Genomic DNA, 14,288 nt, shown 5'->3' on the forward strand with positions numbered 1-14,288 from the left:
GCGCGGTCGCCGCGGGCGTGCGAGCGGATGCCGCGGGCCTCGGCCCGGCCGGCGCGGTCCTGCTCGGTCCAGCGGCCCTTCGCGGGTGCCGACTCCTCGGCGGCGCGGAAGCCGCGGTGCTTGGGGCTCTTGCTGCCGGCGGTTCCGGCGGAGGCCTGGCCGGGACGGCGCTTGGCGTCCTGGTAGGAGGTCTTCTTGCCGTAGCGGGGCTCGAAGTTCTGCGCGCGGCCGCCGGCCGGCTTCTTGTTCTTGGGCATGCGTGTGCTTTCTGGGTTCTCGCACGAAACAGCGCCGTGCGCGCACGCACGGTGAGACCCGGACTTCCGTCGGCCGGGGGCCATTCCAGTTACTGGTTCCGACACCACGGAGCGGGTGTCGAGATCGGCCCCGAGGACTACACAGGATGCCCGCGCACAGCGCGGTGTCCTCCGCCGACGGGTCCACGATACCCAGCCCACCTGGGAACCCGCCGCGCCGATACGCTGACCGCATGGCCGCCGACCCCACCGGAACCCGCTTCACCCTGCACGCCGCCGACGTCTCGGCCGAGATCACCGAGGTCGGTGCCGCGCTCCGGGCGCTGCGCGTCGGCAGCGTCGACCTCGTCCCGGACTACCCAGACGACGCGCCGACACCCGCGGCATCCGGCATCGTCCTGGTCCCCTGGCCCAACCGCATCCGCGACGGCCGCTGGGAGGACGACGGCGAACTCCGCCAGCTCGCGATCACCGAGCCGAAGCTCGGCAACGCGTCGCACGGGCTGCTGCGGTTCGCGTCGTACCGGGTGGAGGAGCAGACGGATGCCGCGCTCACCCTGCGGGCCGACGTCGTGCCGCAGACGGGGTACCCCTACCACCTCGCCACTCGCGTGACCTATCGCCTCGGCGAGCGCGGCATCCGCGTGACCCACGAGATCACGAACATCGGCGACGGCGACGCCCCGGTCGCCCTCGGGACGCACCCGTACTTCCGGATCTCCGACGTCGACACCGCCGACCTGTCGCTGCAGGTCGAGGCGCGGACCTGGTTCCGCCTCGACGATCAGAGCATCCCGGTCGCCGAGGAGTCGCTCGACGACGAGCACGACCTCCGCACGCCCCGACGCGTCGGCGACCTGTCGCTCGACGTCGCCTTCGCGGAACTCCCCCGCCGCGACGGACGGATCCATGCGCACCTGATCGCCCCGGACGGGCGCCGCCTCACGGTGTGGGCGGGCGAGGGATTCGAGTACGTCCAGGTCTTCACGACCGACCGCTTCCCTGGGCACGACCTGGCCGTCGCGATCGAGCCGATGACGGCGCCGGCCGACGCGTTCAACTCCGGCCGGAGCCTGCGGCGTCTCGCCCCCGGCGAGAGCTGGACGCTCGAGTGGGGTGCCGACCTCGTCGGCTGACCCTCACTCCTCGCGCCGCGGCTCCTCGTCGGACGCCGCCGACTCCTCGACCGCCGGCGCCTCGACCGCCGGGATCTCGATGTCCGGGGCCTCCTCGATCACGAGCGCCGTGTCGACGGCGGCCGCGCCGGTGACGACTCCCGCCGAAGCCGCGGCATCCCGACGCGCGCGACGCGTGAGCGGCGCCTCGGTCGCGGTCGCGGCGGGCACGACGTCGCCGCGCTTCGCGGCGCGACGCTCCTTGGCGCCCTCGACGAGGTTGTAGAGCGCGGGCAGCACGAGCAGGGTCAGCACGGTCGACGACACGAGTCCGCCGATGACGACGATCGCGAGCGGCTGCGAGATGAACCCGCCGTGCCCCGTGATCCCGAGCGCCATCGGCGTGAGCGCGAAGATCGTCGCGAGGGCCGTCATGAGGATCGGACGCAGTCGGCGCGCACCGCCGGCGAGCACCGCCTCGGGCGTGGACAGACCCTTCTCGCGGTACTGGTTCACGAGGTCGATGAGGACGATCGCGTTCGTGACGACGATGCCGACGAGCATCAGGACGCCGATGAGAGACGCGACGCCCAGCGGCACACCCGAGACGATCTGCAGCAAGATGGCGCCGGTCGCCGCGAACGGCACCGAAACGAGCAGCAGCACCGGCTGCCGCAGCGACTTGAAGGTCGCGACCATGACGATGTAGACGATGAGGATCGCCGCGAGGATCGCGAGCCCCAGCTGCGCGAAGGCGTCCTGCTGCTCCGTGACGACCCCGCCGATCTCGGCGTCGGCGCCCTGCGGCAGGTCGACGTCGGCGAGGGCGGCGGTGACGGCCGCGTTCGAGGCGTTCAGGTCGTCGGTGGCGGGGGTGACGGTGACGGATGCGGTGCGCTGACCGCGCTCGCTGGTGATCGACGACGGCCCCTCGGACTGCTCGACGGTCGCCACCTCGTCGAGGCGCACGAGGCCCGACGCGCTCGCGATCTCGAGCGCACGGAGTTCGTCGATCGTCTGCGGGACGTCGGCGGCCTTCAGGTACACGGTGAGCGACGCGTCGTCGATCTCGACGGTGCCGATCTGTCGCGGCTGCATCGTGTTCGACACGAGCCCGCCGACGGCGACCTCCGACAGGCCCAGCTCGGCCGCCTTGTCGCGGTCGACGGCGACCGAGACGAAGGGGAGGGATGCCGAGAGGTTCGAGTCGACCTGCTCGATGCCCTTCGCGTCCCGGAGCGCGGCGACCACCGCGTCGGTCGCGTCGCGCAGCACGCCGGCGTCCGGCGCAGTCACGTCGACCTCGATGTCGGTCGACCCGAAGCCGCCCTGCGCCGCCGAGACGACGACCTCACCGGCATCCGGCAGGTCGGCGACGGCCTGCTGCACGTCGGTGCGGATCTGCTCCTGGTCGGCGTCGGGGTCGGTCGTGATCGAGTACGTGATGCCGGTGCCCCCGCCGGAGAACGCGTCGCGGAGCGCGGACCCGCTCGAGCCGATCGAGGTCTGCACCGTCTCGATGCCGTCGACGTCGAGCAGGACCTCCTCGACGCGCTTCGCGGCGGCGTCCTGGGTCTCGAGGCTCGCGGTGTCGCCGACGTTCTGCGTCACGGTGAAGGTGTTCTGCCCCGAATCGCCGAGGAAGTTGACCTTCATGAGCGGAGCGGCCAGGACGGTGCCGCCGAGCACGAGGACCGCGAGCAGCAGCGTCACCACCGAGTGCTTCAGCGTCCAGCGCAGCACGGGCAGATAGGACTTCTGCAGGCGGCTCGGCGGCGCGGCCGGGTCTTCGGGGTCGATCGCCCGACCCGCGGCATCCGTCACCGGCTTGCCCGCTCGCAGGAACCAGTACGCGAGCACGGGCACGATGGTCAGCGCGACGAAGAGCGACGCGAGCATCGCGATGGTGACCGTCAGCGCGAAGGGGCGGAAGAGCTCGCCGGTCAGGTCGCCGACGAAGGCGATCGGCAGGAAGACGGCGACGGTCGTGAGGGTGGAGGCCGTGATGGCGGCCGCGACCTCGCGGACGGCGAGGAGGATCGCCTGCAGCTTGTCGGCGCCGCCGACGTAGTGCCGCTTGATGTTCTCGATGACGACGATGGAGTCGTCGACCACACGGCCGATCGCGATCGTGAGGGCGCCGAGGGTCAGGATGTTGAGCGAGTAGCCGAAGGCCTGGATGCCGATGAACGTGATGAGCACGCTCGTCGGGATCGAGATGGCGGTGACGAGGGTCGAGCGCACCGACAGCAGGAAGATCAGGATGACGACGACCGCGAACGCGAGCCCGAGGAGCCCCTCCTGCGCGAGCGCCTCGATCGACTGCTCGATGTAGGGCGCCTGGTCGAAGACGACCGTGATCGTCGCGCCGCTGCCGATGTCGTCCTGCAGCGCGCCGATCGCGTCGCGGACGAGGTGCGAGACGTCGACCGTGTTGGCCGCGGGGAGCTTCGTGATCGACACCGTGAGCGCGGGCTTGCCGTCGACGCGCGAGATCGAGGTCACCGGATCGGTGTCGAGGACGACGTCGGCGACGTCCCCGACGGTGACCTTGCCGACGGCGAACTGGTCGGCGTCCGTGGGGACGAGCGGGAGCGCGGCGATCTCGTCGACGGAGTCGAGCTTCGTGCCGGTCTGCACGGTGAGGGTCTGGTCGCCCTCGTCGACCGTGCCGCCGGGGAACAGGACGCCGTTCTGGTCGAGCGCGTCGGTGATCGCGGTCTGCGTGTACCCGTCGGCGGCGAGCGCGGCCTGGTCGGGGGTGATCGTCACCCGCGAGGTCTGCCCGCCGACGATCTGCGCGGCGGCGACGCCGTCGAGGTCCTCGATGTCGGGGACGACGGCGTTCTCGAGCCGCGTCTGCACCTCGGTCGCGTTGTCGTACCCCGAGACGGCGAGCGCGATGACGGGGAGGTCGTCGGTCGAGAAGGCGAGGACGCTCGTGTCGAGACCGTCGGGCAGCGTGTCGTCGATGCGGTTGATGGCCTGCAGGATCTTCTGCTCGGCGGTCGCGAGGTCGGTGCCGTAGGCGAAGGATGCCCGGATGATCGACGCGTTCGTCGTGCTCGTCGACGACGTGGACTCGAGGTCGGGGACGGCCTGGATCGCCTGCTCGATCGGCGTCGAGACGTCGTTGTTGACGACGTCGGGGGATGCGCCGGGGTACGTGGTCAGGATCGACAGCTGCGGCAGCTGGATCGGCGGGATCAGCTCCTGCTTGAGGCTCGTGAGGGCCAGTCCGCCGAAGATCGCCGCGACGATCGTGATGAGGGCGATGAGCGCGCGGTTCTTGAGGCTCAGGACAGCGAGGTTCGACAACGGAGGCCCATTTCCACGGTGCAGGTGAGGGATGCGGGGGTGCGCGTCAGTATTTCACGGCACCCCACCCGCGGGGCTGGGAGGGGTCAGGTGAGGATGAGCGTCCGGATGGCGGATTCGGGCGACACGGTGGTGTCGAGCAGGATGCCGCGACGGTAGCGGTCGAACACGCGCGGGTCGATGTACGAGCTGCGCGCGACCGACGGGGTGTTGCCGAGCGTCTCGGCGGTCACCTTGACCGCGAGGACCTCGGCACGTTTGAGGTCGGACTTCTTCGTCGAAGGCCCGATGCGAGCGAGGGCGTCGGCGGCGGTGATCGTGCCCCGCAGGGTGCGGAAGTCCTTCGCCGTGAACGTCCCCCCGGTCATCGACCGGACGTAGAGGTTGACATCCCGGGGCGTGAGGGCGACGCGGCGACGCCCGCGGAGGTAGGCGAGCAGCGGCGAGCTCGGCCTGCCCGCGACGAGCAGCTCCACGGCCGCGGCGAGGTCAGGGTCGTCGACCTCCATCTCCTGGCGCTGGCCGCTCTTGCCCGGGAAGCGCAGCGCGACGACGGTGCCGTCGACGACGGCGTCCCGGCGCAGCAGCGTGGTGAGGCCGCGGCTGCCGTGCTTGACGAGGTAGCGCTCGGCTCCCACGCGCGGCGCGGCGAGGTCGAGCAGCCGGAAGGCGGCGGCGAGCACGCGTTCCTGGTCGATGTCCTCGCGACGGATCGACGTCGTGACGCGTCCGCGCGCCCGCGGCAGCGCCTCGGCGAGCTGCAGCGCCCGGGCGTACTTGCCCTTGTCGCGTCCCGCCGTCCACTGCGGGTGGTAGCGGTACTGCACCCTCCCCGCCTCGTCGACGCCGGTCGCCTGGATGTGCCCGTTCGGGTCGGAGCAGATCCACACGTCCTGCCACGCGGGCGGCAGGACGAGGGCGCGCACGCGGTCGGCCTCCGCCTTCGGGAGGGGGTCGCCGTCGGCATCCACGTACCGGAAGCCGGTCCCGGAGCGCAGCCGGCGATAGCCGACGTCGGTGCCGGGCCGCACCCGCTTGAGCCGTGGCACGTCAGTGCGATCGGAGCATGTCGATGAGGTCGGCCTTGCGGGCATGGGAGTACCCGCGGATGCCGAGCTCCTTCGCGCGGCCGCGGAGGTCGGCCACGGTCCAGTCCTCGTAGTCTCCGGACGCGCCGCCCCGGCGGCCCACGGCGCTGCGGCCGTCGCGCGCGGCGGCGTTGGAGATGCGGGCCGCCTTCTCCTTCGAGGCGCCGTCCTTTCGGAGCTCTTCGTAGAGGTCGGGGTCCTTCAGGCTGTTCGAGCCGCGTCCTGCCGGCATGGTGCATCCGCCTCACGTGATCGATGCGGACAGGGATCGCCCGCGTCCGGCCACGTTATGTCACCGCCCGCAGCGCCTGTCAAGGGCCTGATCCGCCTGGGAGAACGCTGATAGCAATGTCTACGACGCACACCCGCGTCACCCCCGCTCCGGCGGACAACGGAGACAAACAGAGGGAGCCTCCAATGAACCTTGCACTCATCATCATCATCGTGATCGCCATCGTGCTGGCGATCGTGGGTGGCATCACGGAAGGTCTCCAGTTCCTGCTCTGGGTGGCCATCATCGTGGGTGTCATCGCGCTGATCGCCTTCTTGCTGCGGGTCCTCCGCAAGAACACCTGATCGTCTGACGCGCACCCCCAGGCGCGTCAGCGGCGCTCGCCCCCACGAGCGCATCGAGGCCCCCTCCCGATCTCGGTCGAGGGGGCCTCGTCACGTCCGCTCACGACCGGTCGAGGTGGTGGCGCAGCGCGTCCCGGACGAACGTCGCGCCCGCCGTCCCGCCGTAATTCGCACCGAAGCGGTCGTCGGCCACATACATGTCGGCGAGGCCGAGCACGTATCCGCGGAGGTCGCCGCCGTCGGCGGCGGGCGTTCCGGGGATGCTCTCGAGCCACGCGATGTGCCGCGCGGCGAGCTCCTGCGCCTCGTCGGAATCGGGACGGATGCCGCGGCCCGCCGCATCGCTCCAGTCGGAAGTCAGCTGCGCGCTGCGCTCCATCCAGCCCTTCTTCTCCTCGGCCGACATCCCGCGCCACCAGGCGTCGGAGCGCGCGTACGCGTCGGCGCCCCAGCGTTCGGTGACCTCCTCGCGGTGCACGGTGTGGTCGAAGCCGTCGAACATGTTCTCGGCCATGGGTTCCTCTCCTCTTCTCCTCGCGTCGAGGGTCGATGCGACGGCGGCGATCTGCCGGTCGATGCGCGCGCGTTCGGTCTCGAGCCAGCCCAGGTGGGTGGCCAGCGCCGCGGTCTCGTCGACGTCCTCGGCGAGGACCTCGGCGATGCGGGGCAGACCCAGTCCGAGCTCGCGCAGCAGCAGGATGTGCTGCAGGCGGCGCAGGGCGGCGGCGTCGTAGAACCGGTAGCCCCCGGTGCCCGTCCGCGTCGGCGACAGGAGTCCGACCTGGCCGTAGTGGCGCAGCGTGCGGCTCGTCGTCCCCGCCAGGCGGGCGAGTTCCTGGATCGACCATTCACGCGTCATGACGACCACGCTAGAAGTTGACGCAGCGTCAAGGTCAAGCGCTCGTTGCACATCGGTCTCGACAATTCGAGATATATCGTGTTACGGTGCCTGCAACGCGATATATCTTGATTCGCGATCGACCGCAGGAGACAACATGACTCTCGAGAAGTGGCTGGTCCAGCCCGGGGAGACCCGCGTCATCGACCTCGACGGCATCCGTCGACTCAAGGTGGGACTCGTCGGCGGACAGATCGACGTCGTCGCCCACGACGAGCCCGGCGTCCGCATCGAAGTGCACTCCGTCACGCAGAAGGAACTGCGCATCGAAGCCCGTGACGGTGCGGTGGAGATCGACCACGCGCAGCTGCGCTGGGACAACTTCCTGTCGTCGTTCCGCAACTTCGGCAGCGGCGGACCGCAGGCGGAGGTGAGCATCGCGGTTCCGCGCGAGATCGCCCTCACCCTCGGCGTCGTCAGCGCGAGCGCGCTCGTGGCGGGGCTCGTCACCGACGCGAAGCTCAACACCGTGTCGGGTGACATCATCGTCGACGGCCTGACCGGCGACGTGACGGTGAACTCGGTCTCGGGCGACGTGCAGATGCGCGACCTCACCGGCACGCTCAACGCCAACGCGGTCTCGGGCGCGATCACCGCGGCCGGCACGATCCGCACCGCGTACGCCGACACCGTCAGCGGCGCCGTCCTCATCGACTCGGTCGGACCGACCCAGAACGTCTCGTTCAACACGGTCAGCGGCGCCGCGACCCTGCGCCTCGATGAGGCCGTGGCGGCGAAGTACACCCTGCGCACGGTCAGCGGGAAGCTGAGCGTCGACGGGATCGACCGGTCCCAGAGCGGGATCGGCTCGACCTACTCCGGATCGGTGGGCGAGCTCAGCGGCTCGTTCGCGGAGGTCCGCGCCAACACCGTTTCGGGCGACGTCTCCGTCATCCGACGCGTCGCCTCGGCGATCACCGACCCGACCCCCGCGGCAGAGGAGTACTGAGATGCCCCCCGTCTTCTCCCACGGCGACCTGCGCCTCTACCTGCTGAGTCTGCTCGACGAGGCGCCGCGCCACGGGTACGACCTCATGCAGGCGCTGTCCGACCGCACCGGCGGCACGTACACCCCCAGCGCCGGCACGATCTACCCCCGCCTCTCGAAGCTCGAGGAGGAGGGTCTCGTCACCAAGACCGTCGACGGCCGCAAGACCGTCTACGAGATCACGGATGCCGGTCGCGCCGAAGTGGCGTCGCGCTCGGGCGACCTCGCGGGCATCGAGGCCGGCCTCGCGGACAGCGTCCGTCTCATCGCCGACGAGGTGCGCGCGGGCGTGCGGGAGGCCATGCGCAGCCTGCAGGCCGACCTGGCCGCGGCATCCGCTGCGCCCAGCCGACCCGCGGCGCCCCCCTCGACCGATCCGCGCGCGGCGGCACGCGAGCAGGTGCGACGGGCCGACGAGCTGCTCGCCGAGTTCCGTGCCGGTCTGCGAGCCGACCTGCGCGGTCACGTCGCCCGCGGCGGCGACCTCGCGGCATCCGTCGTCGACGACCTGAAGACCGCGCTCGACGAGACGGCCGAGGCCGTCCAGCGCGCGATGCGCAGCTGACTCAGCTGCCGGGCCAGAGCTCCTCGGGCCAGTCCTGCCGGTCGCGCCACGGGTCCTCGTCGTCCTTCACGGGCTCCCCCAGGGGGACGACGAGGACGGGGCGCGGCTGCCGGTGCGCGAGGCGTGCCGCGACCGACCCCGTGAAGAACTCCCGGATCGAGTCGCCGATGCCGCGCTTGCGCGTGCCGACGACGATGAGACGCGCCTCGGTGCGCTCTGCGAGGTCCTTCATCGCCAGCGCCGGGTCGCCCGCCAGCATCTCGAGCGACCACGCGACGTCGATGCCCGACAGCGCCGCGGTGGCCTGGTCACGCAGCTGGGCCTCGAGCGCTTCGCTCGGGATCGCGTCGAGATTGATCGGCGCCGTGTGGACGTAGCCGTCGGGATCCTCGTACGAGACGAACCGGGTGATGTCGACGTGGGCGATCAGCAGGGCGGCGCCGTGGAGCCGGGCATACTGCGCGGCTTCGCGGAGCACGCGGGCCGGCTGCCCGGGCACGATCCCCGCGATCACGGGACGATGCGGACGGCGGGTCTGCGGCTGCGATACGGCATCGGACATGTCGGATCACCCTTCCTGGATCCCCGCCGCGAGGGCGGTGGGAACGCTCCGTGGTACCCTGAATGCTACTCTTCCCGGCCATTGCCGGACTGTGACTCGTCGGGCTGCCGGACCAAGCCCGCACTCGTGAAATGAGGGGGTTACGCATGGGGCGTGGCCGTCAAAAGGCGAAGAACACCAAGATCGCCCGTGAGCTGAAGTACGACACGTACAGCTTGAACATCAACGCGCTCGAGCGTGAGCTCGGCGCGCCCGGTGACGAGCAGTACGAGGACAAGTGGGCCGACCAGTACGCCGACGAGGACGACGAAGAAGACCCGTCGGCCGCGGCCCCGGCATCCTTCGAGAAGGCCTGACCCCTCGCTCGTCCGCTCACCACGAACCGTGGCGCTGTTCCCACTCCTGTTCGACCGTCTTCCGTCGCGCGATCACGACGCCCGCCGGCACGGCGAGCAGTGAGATCGCGAGGAGCATGAACAGCGGCACCGTCCACGAACCCATCGCATCGTGGATGAGGCCGACCCCGATCGGCATCAGCATCGTCACGCCGTAACCCAGGCTCTGCGCGAACGAGCTCAGCGCGACCGTCGCGTCGTGCGTGCGCGTGCGCAGCCCGACGGACGTCAGGACGAGCGGGAACAGCAGCGGCAGGATGCCGAGCAGCGTGACCCAGAGCCAGGGGGCGGATGCCGGGGCCACCAGCAGCCCGCCGGCGCCCAGCACCCCCGAGGCCGAGGCGACGATGAACAGCGGCAGAACGACGCCCCGCCGGGCGACGAGCACCGGCACGACGAGCGACGCGGGCAGCCCGATCAGCGCGAAGAGCGACAGCAGCGTGCCGGCGACCTGCGGCGTCACGCCCGCCGTGTCGACGAGGATCTTCGGCAGCCACGCGAACGACGTGTAGGCGACGGCGCTCGAGACGAAGAAGGTGACGGCGAGGGCCCAGGCGGTGGGCAACCGCCACATCCGCCCGAACACCCGTGTGCTCACGGGTTCGAGGTCCACCTCGGCGAGGGCGGCGCGGCGGGCGCGCAACGCGAGCACGATCCAGGGGGCGAGTCCGGCCAGGGCGAAGACCGCCCAGAGCCCCAGCGACGTGCGCCACCCCGCGGCATCCGCCACGGGCACCGCAACCAGCGGAGGCACGAAGGTCGAGATCGCCATCATCGTCGAGTAGACCGTGGTCATCAGGCCGATGCGGTCGGGGAAGTACTTCTTGACCAGCGCGGGCAGGAGCACGTTGCCGACCCCGACCCCGGCGAACACGAGCGCCGAGCCGAGCAGCAGCCCGTACGCGTCGATGGCGGCCGCGCGCGCCACCAAGCCGAGAGCGACGGCGCCGAGTGCGACGAGCGTGGTCCGCTCGAGCCCGAAGCGACGCTCGAACCCCGAGGCGAGGAGGCCGAACACCGCGAAGCACAGCGGCGGCACGGTGCCGATCAGGCCGAGCACCGCGGCGGGAAGGACGAAGTCCTCGCCGATCGCATCGAACAGCGGCGAGAGCGACGCCACCGCCGAGCGCAGCGAGAACGCGAGCAGGACGATGCCGACGACGGCGAGGATCCGACCACGACGCACGGCGAGGGGATCGGGGGACGTCACCGATTCAGCCTAGGCGGCTCAGGACTCCTGGGTGCCCTCGACCCAGGCGAGGTACTCGTCGCTCACCGTGCCGGTGACGTACCGACCGTCGAAGCAGCTCATGTCGAGGTCCTCGACGTCGGGCGCACCCTCGAGGATCGCGGCCTTCAGGTCGTCGATCTCCTGGTAGACGAGGTAGTCGCAGCCGAGCTCCTCGGCGATCTCGGGGATCGTCCGGTTGTATGCGACGAGCTCGTGACGCGACGGCATGTTGATGCCGTACACGTGGGGGAAGCGGATGGGCGGGGCGGCCGAGGCGAAGGTCACCGAGGTGGCCCCGGCATCCCGTGCCATCTGGATGATCTCGCGCGAGGTGGTGCCCCGCACGATGGAGTCGTCGATGAGGAGGACGTTCTTGCCCCTGAACTCGGTCGACATCGCGTTGAGCTTCTGGCGCACGCTCTTCTTGCGGATCGCCTGGCCCGGCATGATGAACGTCCGGCCGATGTAGCGGTTCTTGTAGAAGCCCTCGCGGTACTCGATGCCGAGCTTGCGCGCGACCTGCATCGCGGCGGGACGCGAGGAGTCCGGGATCGGCATGACGACGTCGATCGAGCCCTCGGGGGTGTACTTCGCGATCGTGTCGGCGAGGCGCTCGCCCATGCGGAGGCGGGCCTCGTAGACCGAGATGCCGTTCATGACCGAGTCGGGACGGGCGAGGTAGACGTACTCGAACGAGCAGGGCACGAGCTTGGGGTTCGGCGCGCACTGCTTCGTGAAGAGGTTGCCGTCGAGATCGATGAAGACCGCCTCGCCGGGCTCGACGTCGCGGACGACCTCGAAGCCGCCGTTCTCGAGGACGAGCGACTCGGAGGCCACGGTCCACTCGTACCGGCCGTTCTCGGCCCGGCGGGTGCCGAGGATCAGCGGACGGATGCCGAAGGGGTCACGGAAGGCGAGCAGACCGTACCCGGCGATCAGGGCGATGGCGGCGTACGAGCCCTCCACGCGCTGGTGCACGCGCGTGACGGCCTCGAAGATCTGCTCGTGGTCGAGCTCGAGCCCCGAGATGACGGCCTGCAGCTCGTTCGCGAGGACGTTGACGAGCAGCTCGGTGTCGGAGCTCGTGTTGAGGTGCCGGCGGTCGGTGCGGAAGAGCTCCTCGGTGAGCTCGCGCGTGTTCGTGAGGTTGCCGTTGTGGACGAGGACGATGCCGTACGGGGCGTTCACGTAGAACGGCTGCGCCTCCTCCTCGTTCGAGGCGGTCCCCTTCGTCGCGTACCGCACGTGACCGAGGCCGATCGTGCCGAGGAGCGAGCGCATGTCACGGGTGCGGAACGCCTCGCGCACCATCCCGCGGTTCTTCGCGATGTGGAAGATGCCACTCGACTCCGCTGTCGCGATGCCGGTCGAGTCCTGCCCGCGGTGCTGCAGCAGCAGCAGTGCGTCGTAGACCTCCTGGTTGGCGGGTCCCTGTCCGACGACGCCGACGATTCCGCACATGGGTGTAGCTCAGTCCGTTTCTGCGTAGGAGCCGACGAGACGGACCGCGCCGCCGTCGACGCCCTTCGCGCCCTGCTCGTAGTCGCCGGCCGGCAGCGCCGCATCCGACACCGTCCCGACCTGCCAGGTGTGGATGCCCTCCGCGGAGAGGGTGGACGCGGCGGCGTCGGCGGCCTCGGCCGACACGACGGCGAGGAAGCCGATGCCGAGGTTCCAGGTGCCCTCGGTCTGCTCGAGCGACAACCCGCCGATGTCGGCGAGGACGCGGAACACGGGCGGGGGCGACCACGTGGCGCGGTCGACGTCGACCCAGGTGCCGACGGGCAACACGCGGGCGAGGTTGGCCGCGATGCCGCCGCCGGTGACGTGGCTGAGGGAGTGGACGGCGCCCGGGTGCGCGTCGATCGCGCGCAGCAGCGGCGACGTGTAGAGGCGCGTCGGCTCGAGGAGCTCCTCGCCCCACGTGCGACCGAAGTCGGCGGCGTTGTCGCCGTACCCGATGCCGGCGTTGGCGATGATGTGGCGGATCAGCGAGTAGCCGTTGGAGTGGGGACCGCTCGAGGCGAGCGCCAGCACGACATCGCCCGAACGCACCCGGTCGGCGCCGAGGACGGCATCCGCTTCGACCACTCCCGTGGCCGCTCCCGCGACGTCGTAGTCGTTGACGCCGAGCAGGCCCGGGTGCTCGGCCGTCTCGCCGCCGACGAGCGCCGTGCCGGTCGCGGCGCAGCCGTCGGCGATACCGCGGACGATGTCGGCGATGCGTTCGGGGAAGACCTTGCCCGTCGCGATGTAGTCCGTCATGAAGAGCGGCTTCGCGCCGACCACGACGATGTCGTCGACGACCATGCCGACGAGGTCCTGGCCGATCGTGTCGTGCTTGTCGAGGGCCTGCGCGATGGCGACCTTCGTGCCGACGCCGTCCGTCGAGGTCGCGAGCAGGGGTTTCGTGTACCCGAGGAGGGCCGAGGCGTCGAAGAGGCCGGCGAAACCGCCGACGCCGCCGAGCACTTCAGGGCCCTGGGTGCGACGGACGGCCGATTTCATCAACTCGACGGCGAGGTCCCCCGCCGCGGTGTCGACGCCGGCAGCGGAGTAGGGATCGGTGGGAGTCGAGGCCACCCGCACAGCCTACCGGCCCCCGGACGCCGCCTGCTTCCGCCGCGGAGGCGACGCGGAGCGGACGGGGACCACAGGCGAGCCATAGGATGGCGCCATGAGCGGGGCTGAGCGGCCCGAATGGGTGGTGCGGGAGGACGCGAGTACGACGGTGCTCGTCGCCTTGTTCGTGCGCCAGGCACTCGGCATCCGTGCTCCCGAAGAGCTGCCCCACCTGCGGGGAGCCCCCGCGGCACCGCCCGCCGGCGATGACGACGACGCCCGCCTGCTGCAGCGGCAGTGGCTCGCGTACTGGGCGATCGCGGTTGAACCGCAGGCGCACCCCTCGCCCGTGCCTCTCGATCTCGTCGACGGTTACGAGACGCTCGCCGTGCTCCCCGTCGACGGTTTCGACGAGCTGCGAGCCGCCATGGCGCCGCTCGCCGACGATGCCGTCGCCTTCGCGCGGTGGGCCGCCGATCGCTACACGATGCAGGCGCGGGCCGGATCGGCGAGCAGCTACCGGGCCTACGCGAGCGCGATCGCCGAGCACGAGCGCCGCGTCGGCCGCCGGGCGCACTCGTTCGAGCTGAACGTGCAGGTGCTGCCGCTCACGCAGCGCGGCGTCTGGTGGATCGGCTCACTGACGATCGCCGTCACCGACGGCCTGCGTGGCGACGTCGCGGCGTTCGATCCGGCGATCCAGCCGATCATCGCCGAGCTCGCCTGAGGCGGG

Annotated in this window: 14 protein-coding genes and 1 pseudogene; 6 read left to right on the top strand and 9 right to left on the bottom strand. The window is 70.7% G+C overall.

What is annotated here, in order from left to right; all coding sequences use genetic code 11:
• A pseudogene (locus NH287_RS05790) lies at positions 1-257 on the bottom strand (ATP-dependent helicase); the annotation flags it as partial.
• A 233-nt stretch (positions 258-490) separates the two neighbouring features.
• On the opposite strand from NH287_RS05790, the gene NH287_RS05795 reads away from it, so the two are divergent.
• The gene (locus NH287_RS05795; protein ID WP_253034844.1) at positions 491-1,393 is read left to right on the top strand and encodes an aldose 1-epimerase family protein; all 903 of its coding nucleotides are present in this window, start codon (positions 491-493) and stop codon (positions 1,391-1,393) included.
• Between the two features lie 3 nt (positions 1,394-1,396).
• On the opposite strand, the gene NH287_RS05800 is transcribed toward NH287_RS05795, so the two are convergent.
• The 3 genes from NH287_RS05800 to NH287_RS05810 all read right to left on the bottom strand — a co-directional run bounded on the left by NH287_RS05800 (position 1,397) and on the right by NH287_RS05810 (position 6,010).
• Positions 1,397-4,690: an efflux RND transporter permease subunit gene (locus NH287_RS05800; protein WP_253034845.1), complete on the bottom strand. Its 3,294-nt coding sequence runs from the start codon at positions 4,688-4,690 to the stop codon at positions 1,397-1,399.
• A gap of 86 nt (positions 4,691-4,776) precedes the next feature.
• Positions 4,777-5,739, bottom strand: coding sequence for a DNA topoisomerase IB (locus NH287_RS05805; RefSeq protein WP_217529103.1), 963 nt, complete (start codon positions 5,737-5,739; stop codon positions 4,777-4,779).
• 1 nt (position 5,740) lies between these two features.
• The gene (locus tag NH287_RS05810) at positions 5,741-6,010 is read right to left on the bottom strand and encodes a Rho termination factor N-terminal domain-containing protein (protein WP_217529101.1); all 270 of its coding nucleotides are present in this window, start codon (positions 6,008-6,010) and stop codon (positions 5,741-5,743) included.
• Positions 6,011-6,195: 185 nt separating this feature from the next.
• On the opposite strand from NH287_RS05810, the gene NH287_RS05815 reads away from it, so the two are divergent.
• The gene (locus NH287_RS05815) at positions 6,196-6,354 is read left to right on the top strand and encodes a hypothetical protein (RefSeq protein ID WP_164499361.1); all 159 of its coding nucleotides are present in this window, start codon (positions 6,196-6,198) and stop codon (positions 6,352-6,354) included.
• Between the two features lie 100 nt (positions 6,355-6,454).
• Here the strand turns inward: NH287_RS05815 and NH287_RS05820 are convergent, their stop codons facing one another.
• On the bottom strand, positions 6,455-7,213 hold the full coding sequence (locus NH287_RS05820; RefSeq protein ID WP_253034846.1) for a MerR family transcriptional regulator: 759 nt from the start codon (positions 7,211-7,213) through the stop codon (positions 6,455-6,457).
• A gap of 136 nt (positions 7,214-7,349) precedes the next feature.
• On the opposite strand from NH287_RS05820, the gene NH287_RS05825 reads away from it, so the two are divergent.
• Both NH287_RS05825 and NH287_RS05830 read left to right on the top strand, forming a co-directional pair.
• A complete protein-coding gene (locus NH287_RS05825) occupies positions 7,350-8,201 on the top strand; it encodes a DUF4097 family beta strand repeat-containing protein (RefSeq protein ID WP_217529097.1) in 852 nt (283 codons plus the stop codon).
• A gap of 1 nt (position 8,202) precedes the next feature.
• Positions 8,203-8,805 carry a PadR family transcriptional regulator gene (locus NH287_RS05830; RefSeq protein WP_253034847.1) on the top strand — a complete coding sequence of 201 codons (603 nt, stop codon included), beginning with the start codon at positions 8,203-8,205 and terminating at the stop codon, positions 8,803-8,805.
• Between the two features lies 1 nt (position 8,806).
• Here NH287_RS05830 and NH287_RS05835 read toward each other — a convergent pair whose 3' ends face one another.
• Positions 8,807-9,367 carry a universal stress protein gene (locus NH287_RS05835; RefSeq protein WP_217529093.1) on the bottom strand — a complete coding sequence of 187 codons (561 nt, stop codon included), beginning with the start codon at positions 9,365-9,367 and terminating at the stop codon, positions 8,807-8,809.
• A gap of 146 nt (positions 9,368-9,513) precedes the next feature.
• On the opposite strand from NH287_RS05835, the gene NH287_RS05840 reads away from it, so the two are divergent.
• On the top strand, positions 9,514-9,723 hold the full coding sequence (locus NH287_RS05840; RefSeq protein WP_064003512.1) for a DUF3073 family protein: 210 nt from the start codon (positions 9,514-9,516) through the stop codon (positions 9,721-9,723).
• Between the two features lie 16 nt (positions 9,724-9,739).
• Here the strand turns inward: NH287_RS05840 and NH287_RS05845 are convergent, their stop codons facing one another.
• Genes NH287_RS05845 through purM form a run of 3 tightly spaced genes read right to left on the bottom strand, consistent with a single transcriptional unit; the run spans position 9,740 to position 13,582 of the window.
• Positions 9,740-10,972 carry a CynX/NimT family MFS transporter gene (locus NH287_RS05845; protein ID WP_253034848.1) on the bottom strand — a complete coding sequence of 411 codons (1,233 nt, stop codon included), beginning with the start codon at positions 10,970-10,972 and terminating at the stop codon, positions 9,740-9,742.
• 18 nt (positions 10,973-10,990) lie between these two features.
• Complete coding sequence (gene purF / locus NH287_RS05850; protein ID WP_253034849.1) at positions 10,991-12,454, bottom strand: amidophosphoribosyltransferase; 1,464 nt, start codon at positions 12,452-12,454, stop codon at positions 10,991-10,993.
• A 9-nt stretch (positions 12,455-12,463) separates the two neighbouring features.
• Positions 12,464-13,582, bottom strand: a complete 1,119-nt coding sequence (gene purM / locus NH287_RS05855) for a phosphoribosylformylglycinamidine cyclo-ligase (RefSeq protein ID WP_308210392.1) — start codon at positions 13,580-13,582, stop codon at positions 12,464-12,466.
• Between the two features lie 88 nt (positions 13,583-13,670).
• On the opposite strand from purM, the gene NH287_RS05860 reads away from it, so the two are divergent.
• Positions 13,671-14,282 carry a zinc-binding alcohol dehydrogenase gene (locus NH287_RS05860; protein ID WP_253034851.1) on the top strand — a complete coding sequence of 204 codons (612 nt, stop codon included), beginning with the start codon at positions 13,671-13,673 and terminating at the stop codon, positions 14,280-14,282.
• Positions 14,283-14,288: the final 6 nt, after the last annotated feature.

The sequence above is a fragment of the Microbacterium sp. CnD16-F genome (assembly GCF_024124465.1).
Classification (GTDB): domain Bacteria; phylum Actinomycetota; class Actinomycetes; order Actinomycetales; family Microbacteriaceae; genus Microbacterium; species Microbacterium gawkjiense.

Bases quoted from the DNA above. Each gene is read 5' to 3' on its own strand.
- NH287_RS05795 (WP_253034844.1), top strand. From the start codon at position 491: ATGGCCGCCGACCCCACCGGAACCCGCTTCACCCTGCACGCCGCCGAC.
- NH287_RS05810 (WP_217529101.1), bottom strand. From the start codon at position 6,010: ATGCCGGCAGGACGCGGCTCGAACAGCCTGAAGGACCCCGACCTCTAC.
- NH287_RS05815 (WP_164499361.1), top strand. From the start codon at position 6,196: ATGAACCTTGCACTCATCATCATCATCGTGATCGCCATCGTGCTGGCG.
- NH287_RS05820 (WP_253034846.1), bottom strand. From the start codon at position 7,213: ATGACGCGTGAATGGTCGATCCAGGAACTCGCCCGCCTGGCGGGGACG.
- NH287_RS05825 (WP_217529097.1), top strand. From the start codon at position 7,350: ATGACTCTCGAGAAGTGGCTGGTCCAGCCCGGGGAGACCCGCGTCATC.
- NH287_RS05830 (WP_253034847.1), top strand. From the start codon at position 8,203: ATGCCCCCCGTCTTCTCCCACGGCGACCTGCGCCTCTACCTGCTGAGT.
- NH287_RS05835 (WP_217529093.1), bottom strand. From the start codon at position 9,367: ATGTCCGATGCCGTATCGCAGCCGCAGACCCGCCGTCCGCATCGTCCC.
- NH287_RS05840 (WP_064003512.1), top strand. From the start codon at position 9,514: ATGGGGCGTGGCCGTCAAAAGGCGAAGAACACCAAGATCGCCCGTGAG.
- purF (WP_253034849.1), bottom strand. From the start codon at position 12,454: ATGTGCGGAATCGTCGGCGTCGTCGGACAGGGACCCGCCAACCAGGAG.
- NH287_RS05860 (WP_253034851.1), top strand. From the start codon at position 13,671: ATGAGCGGGGCTGAGCGGCCCGAATGGGTGGTGCGGGAGGACGCGAGT.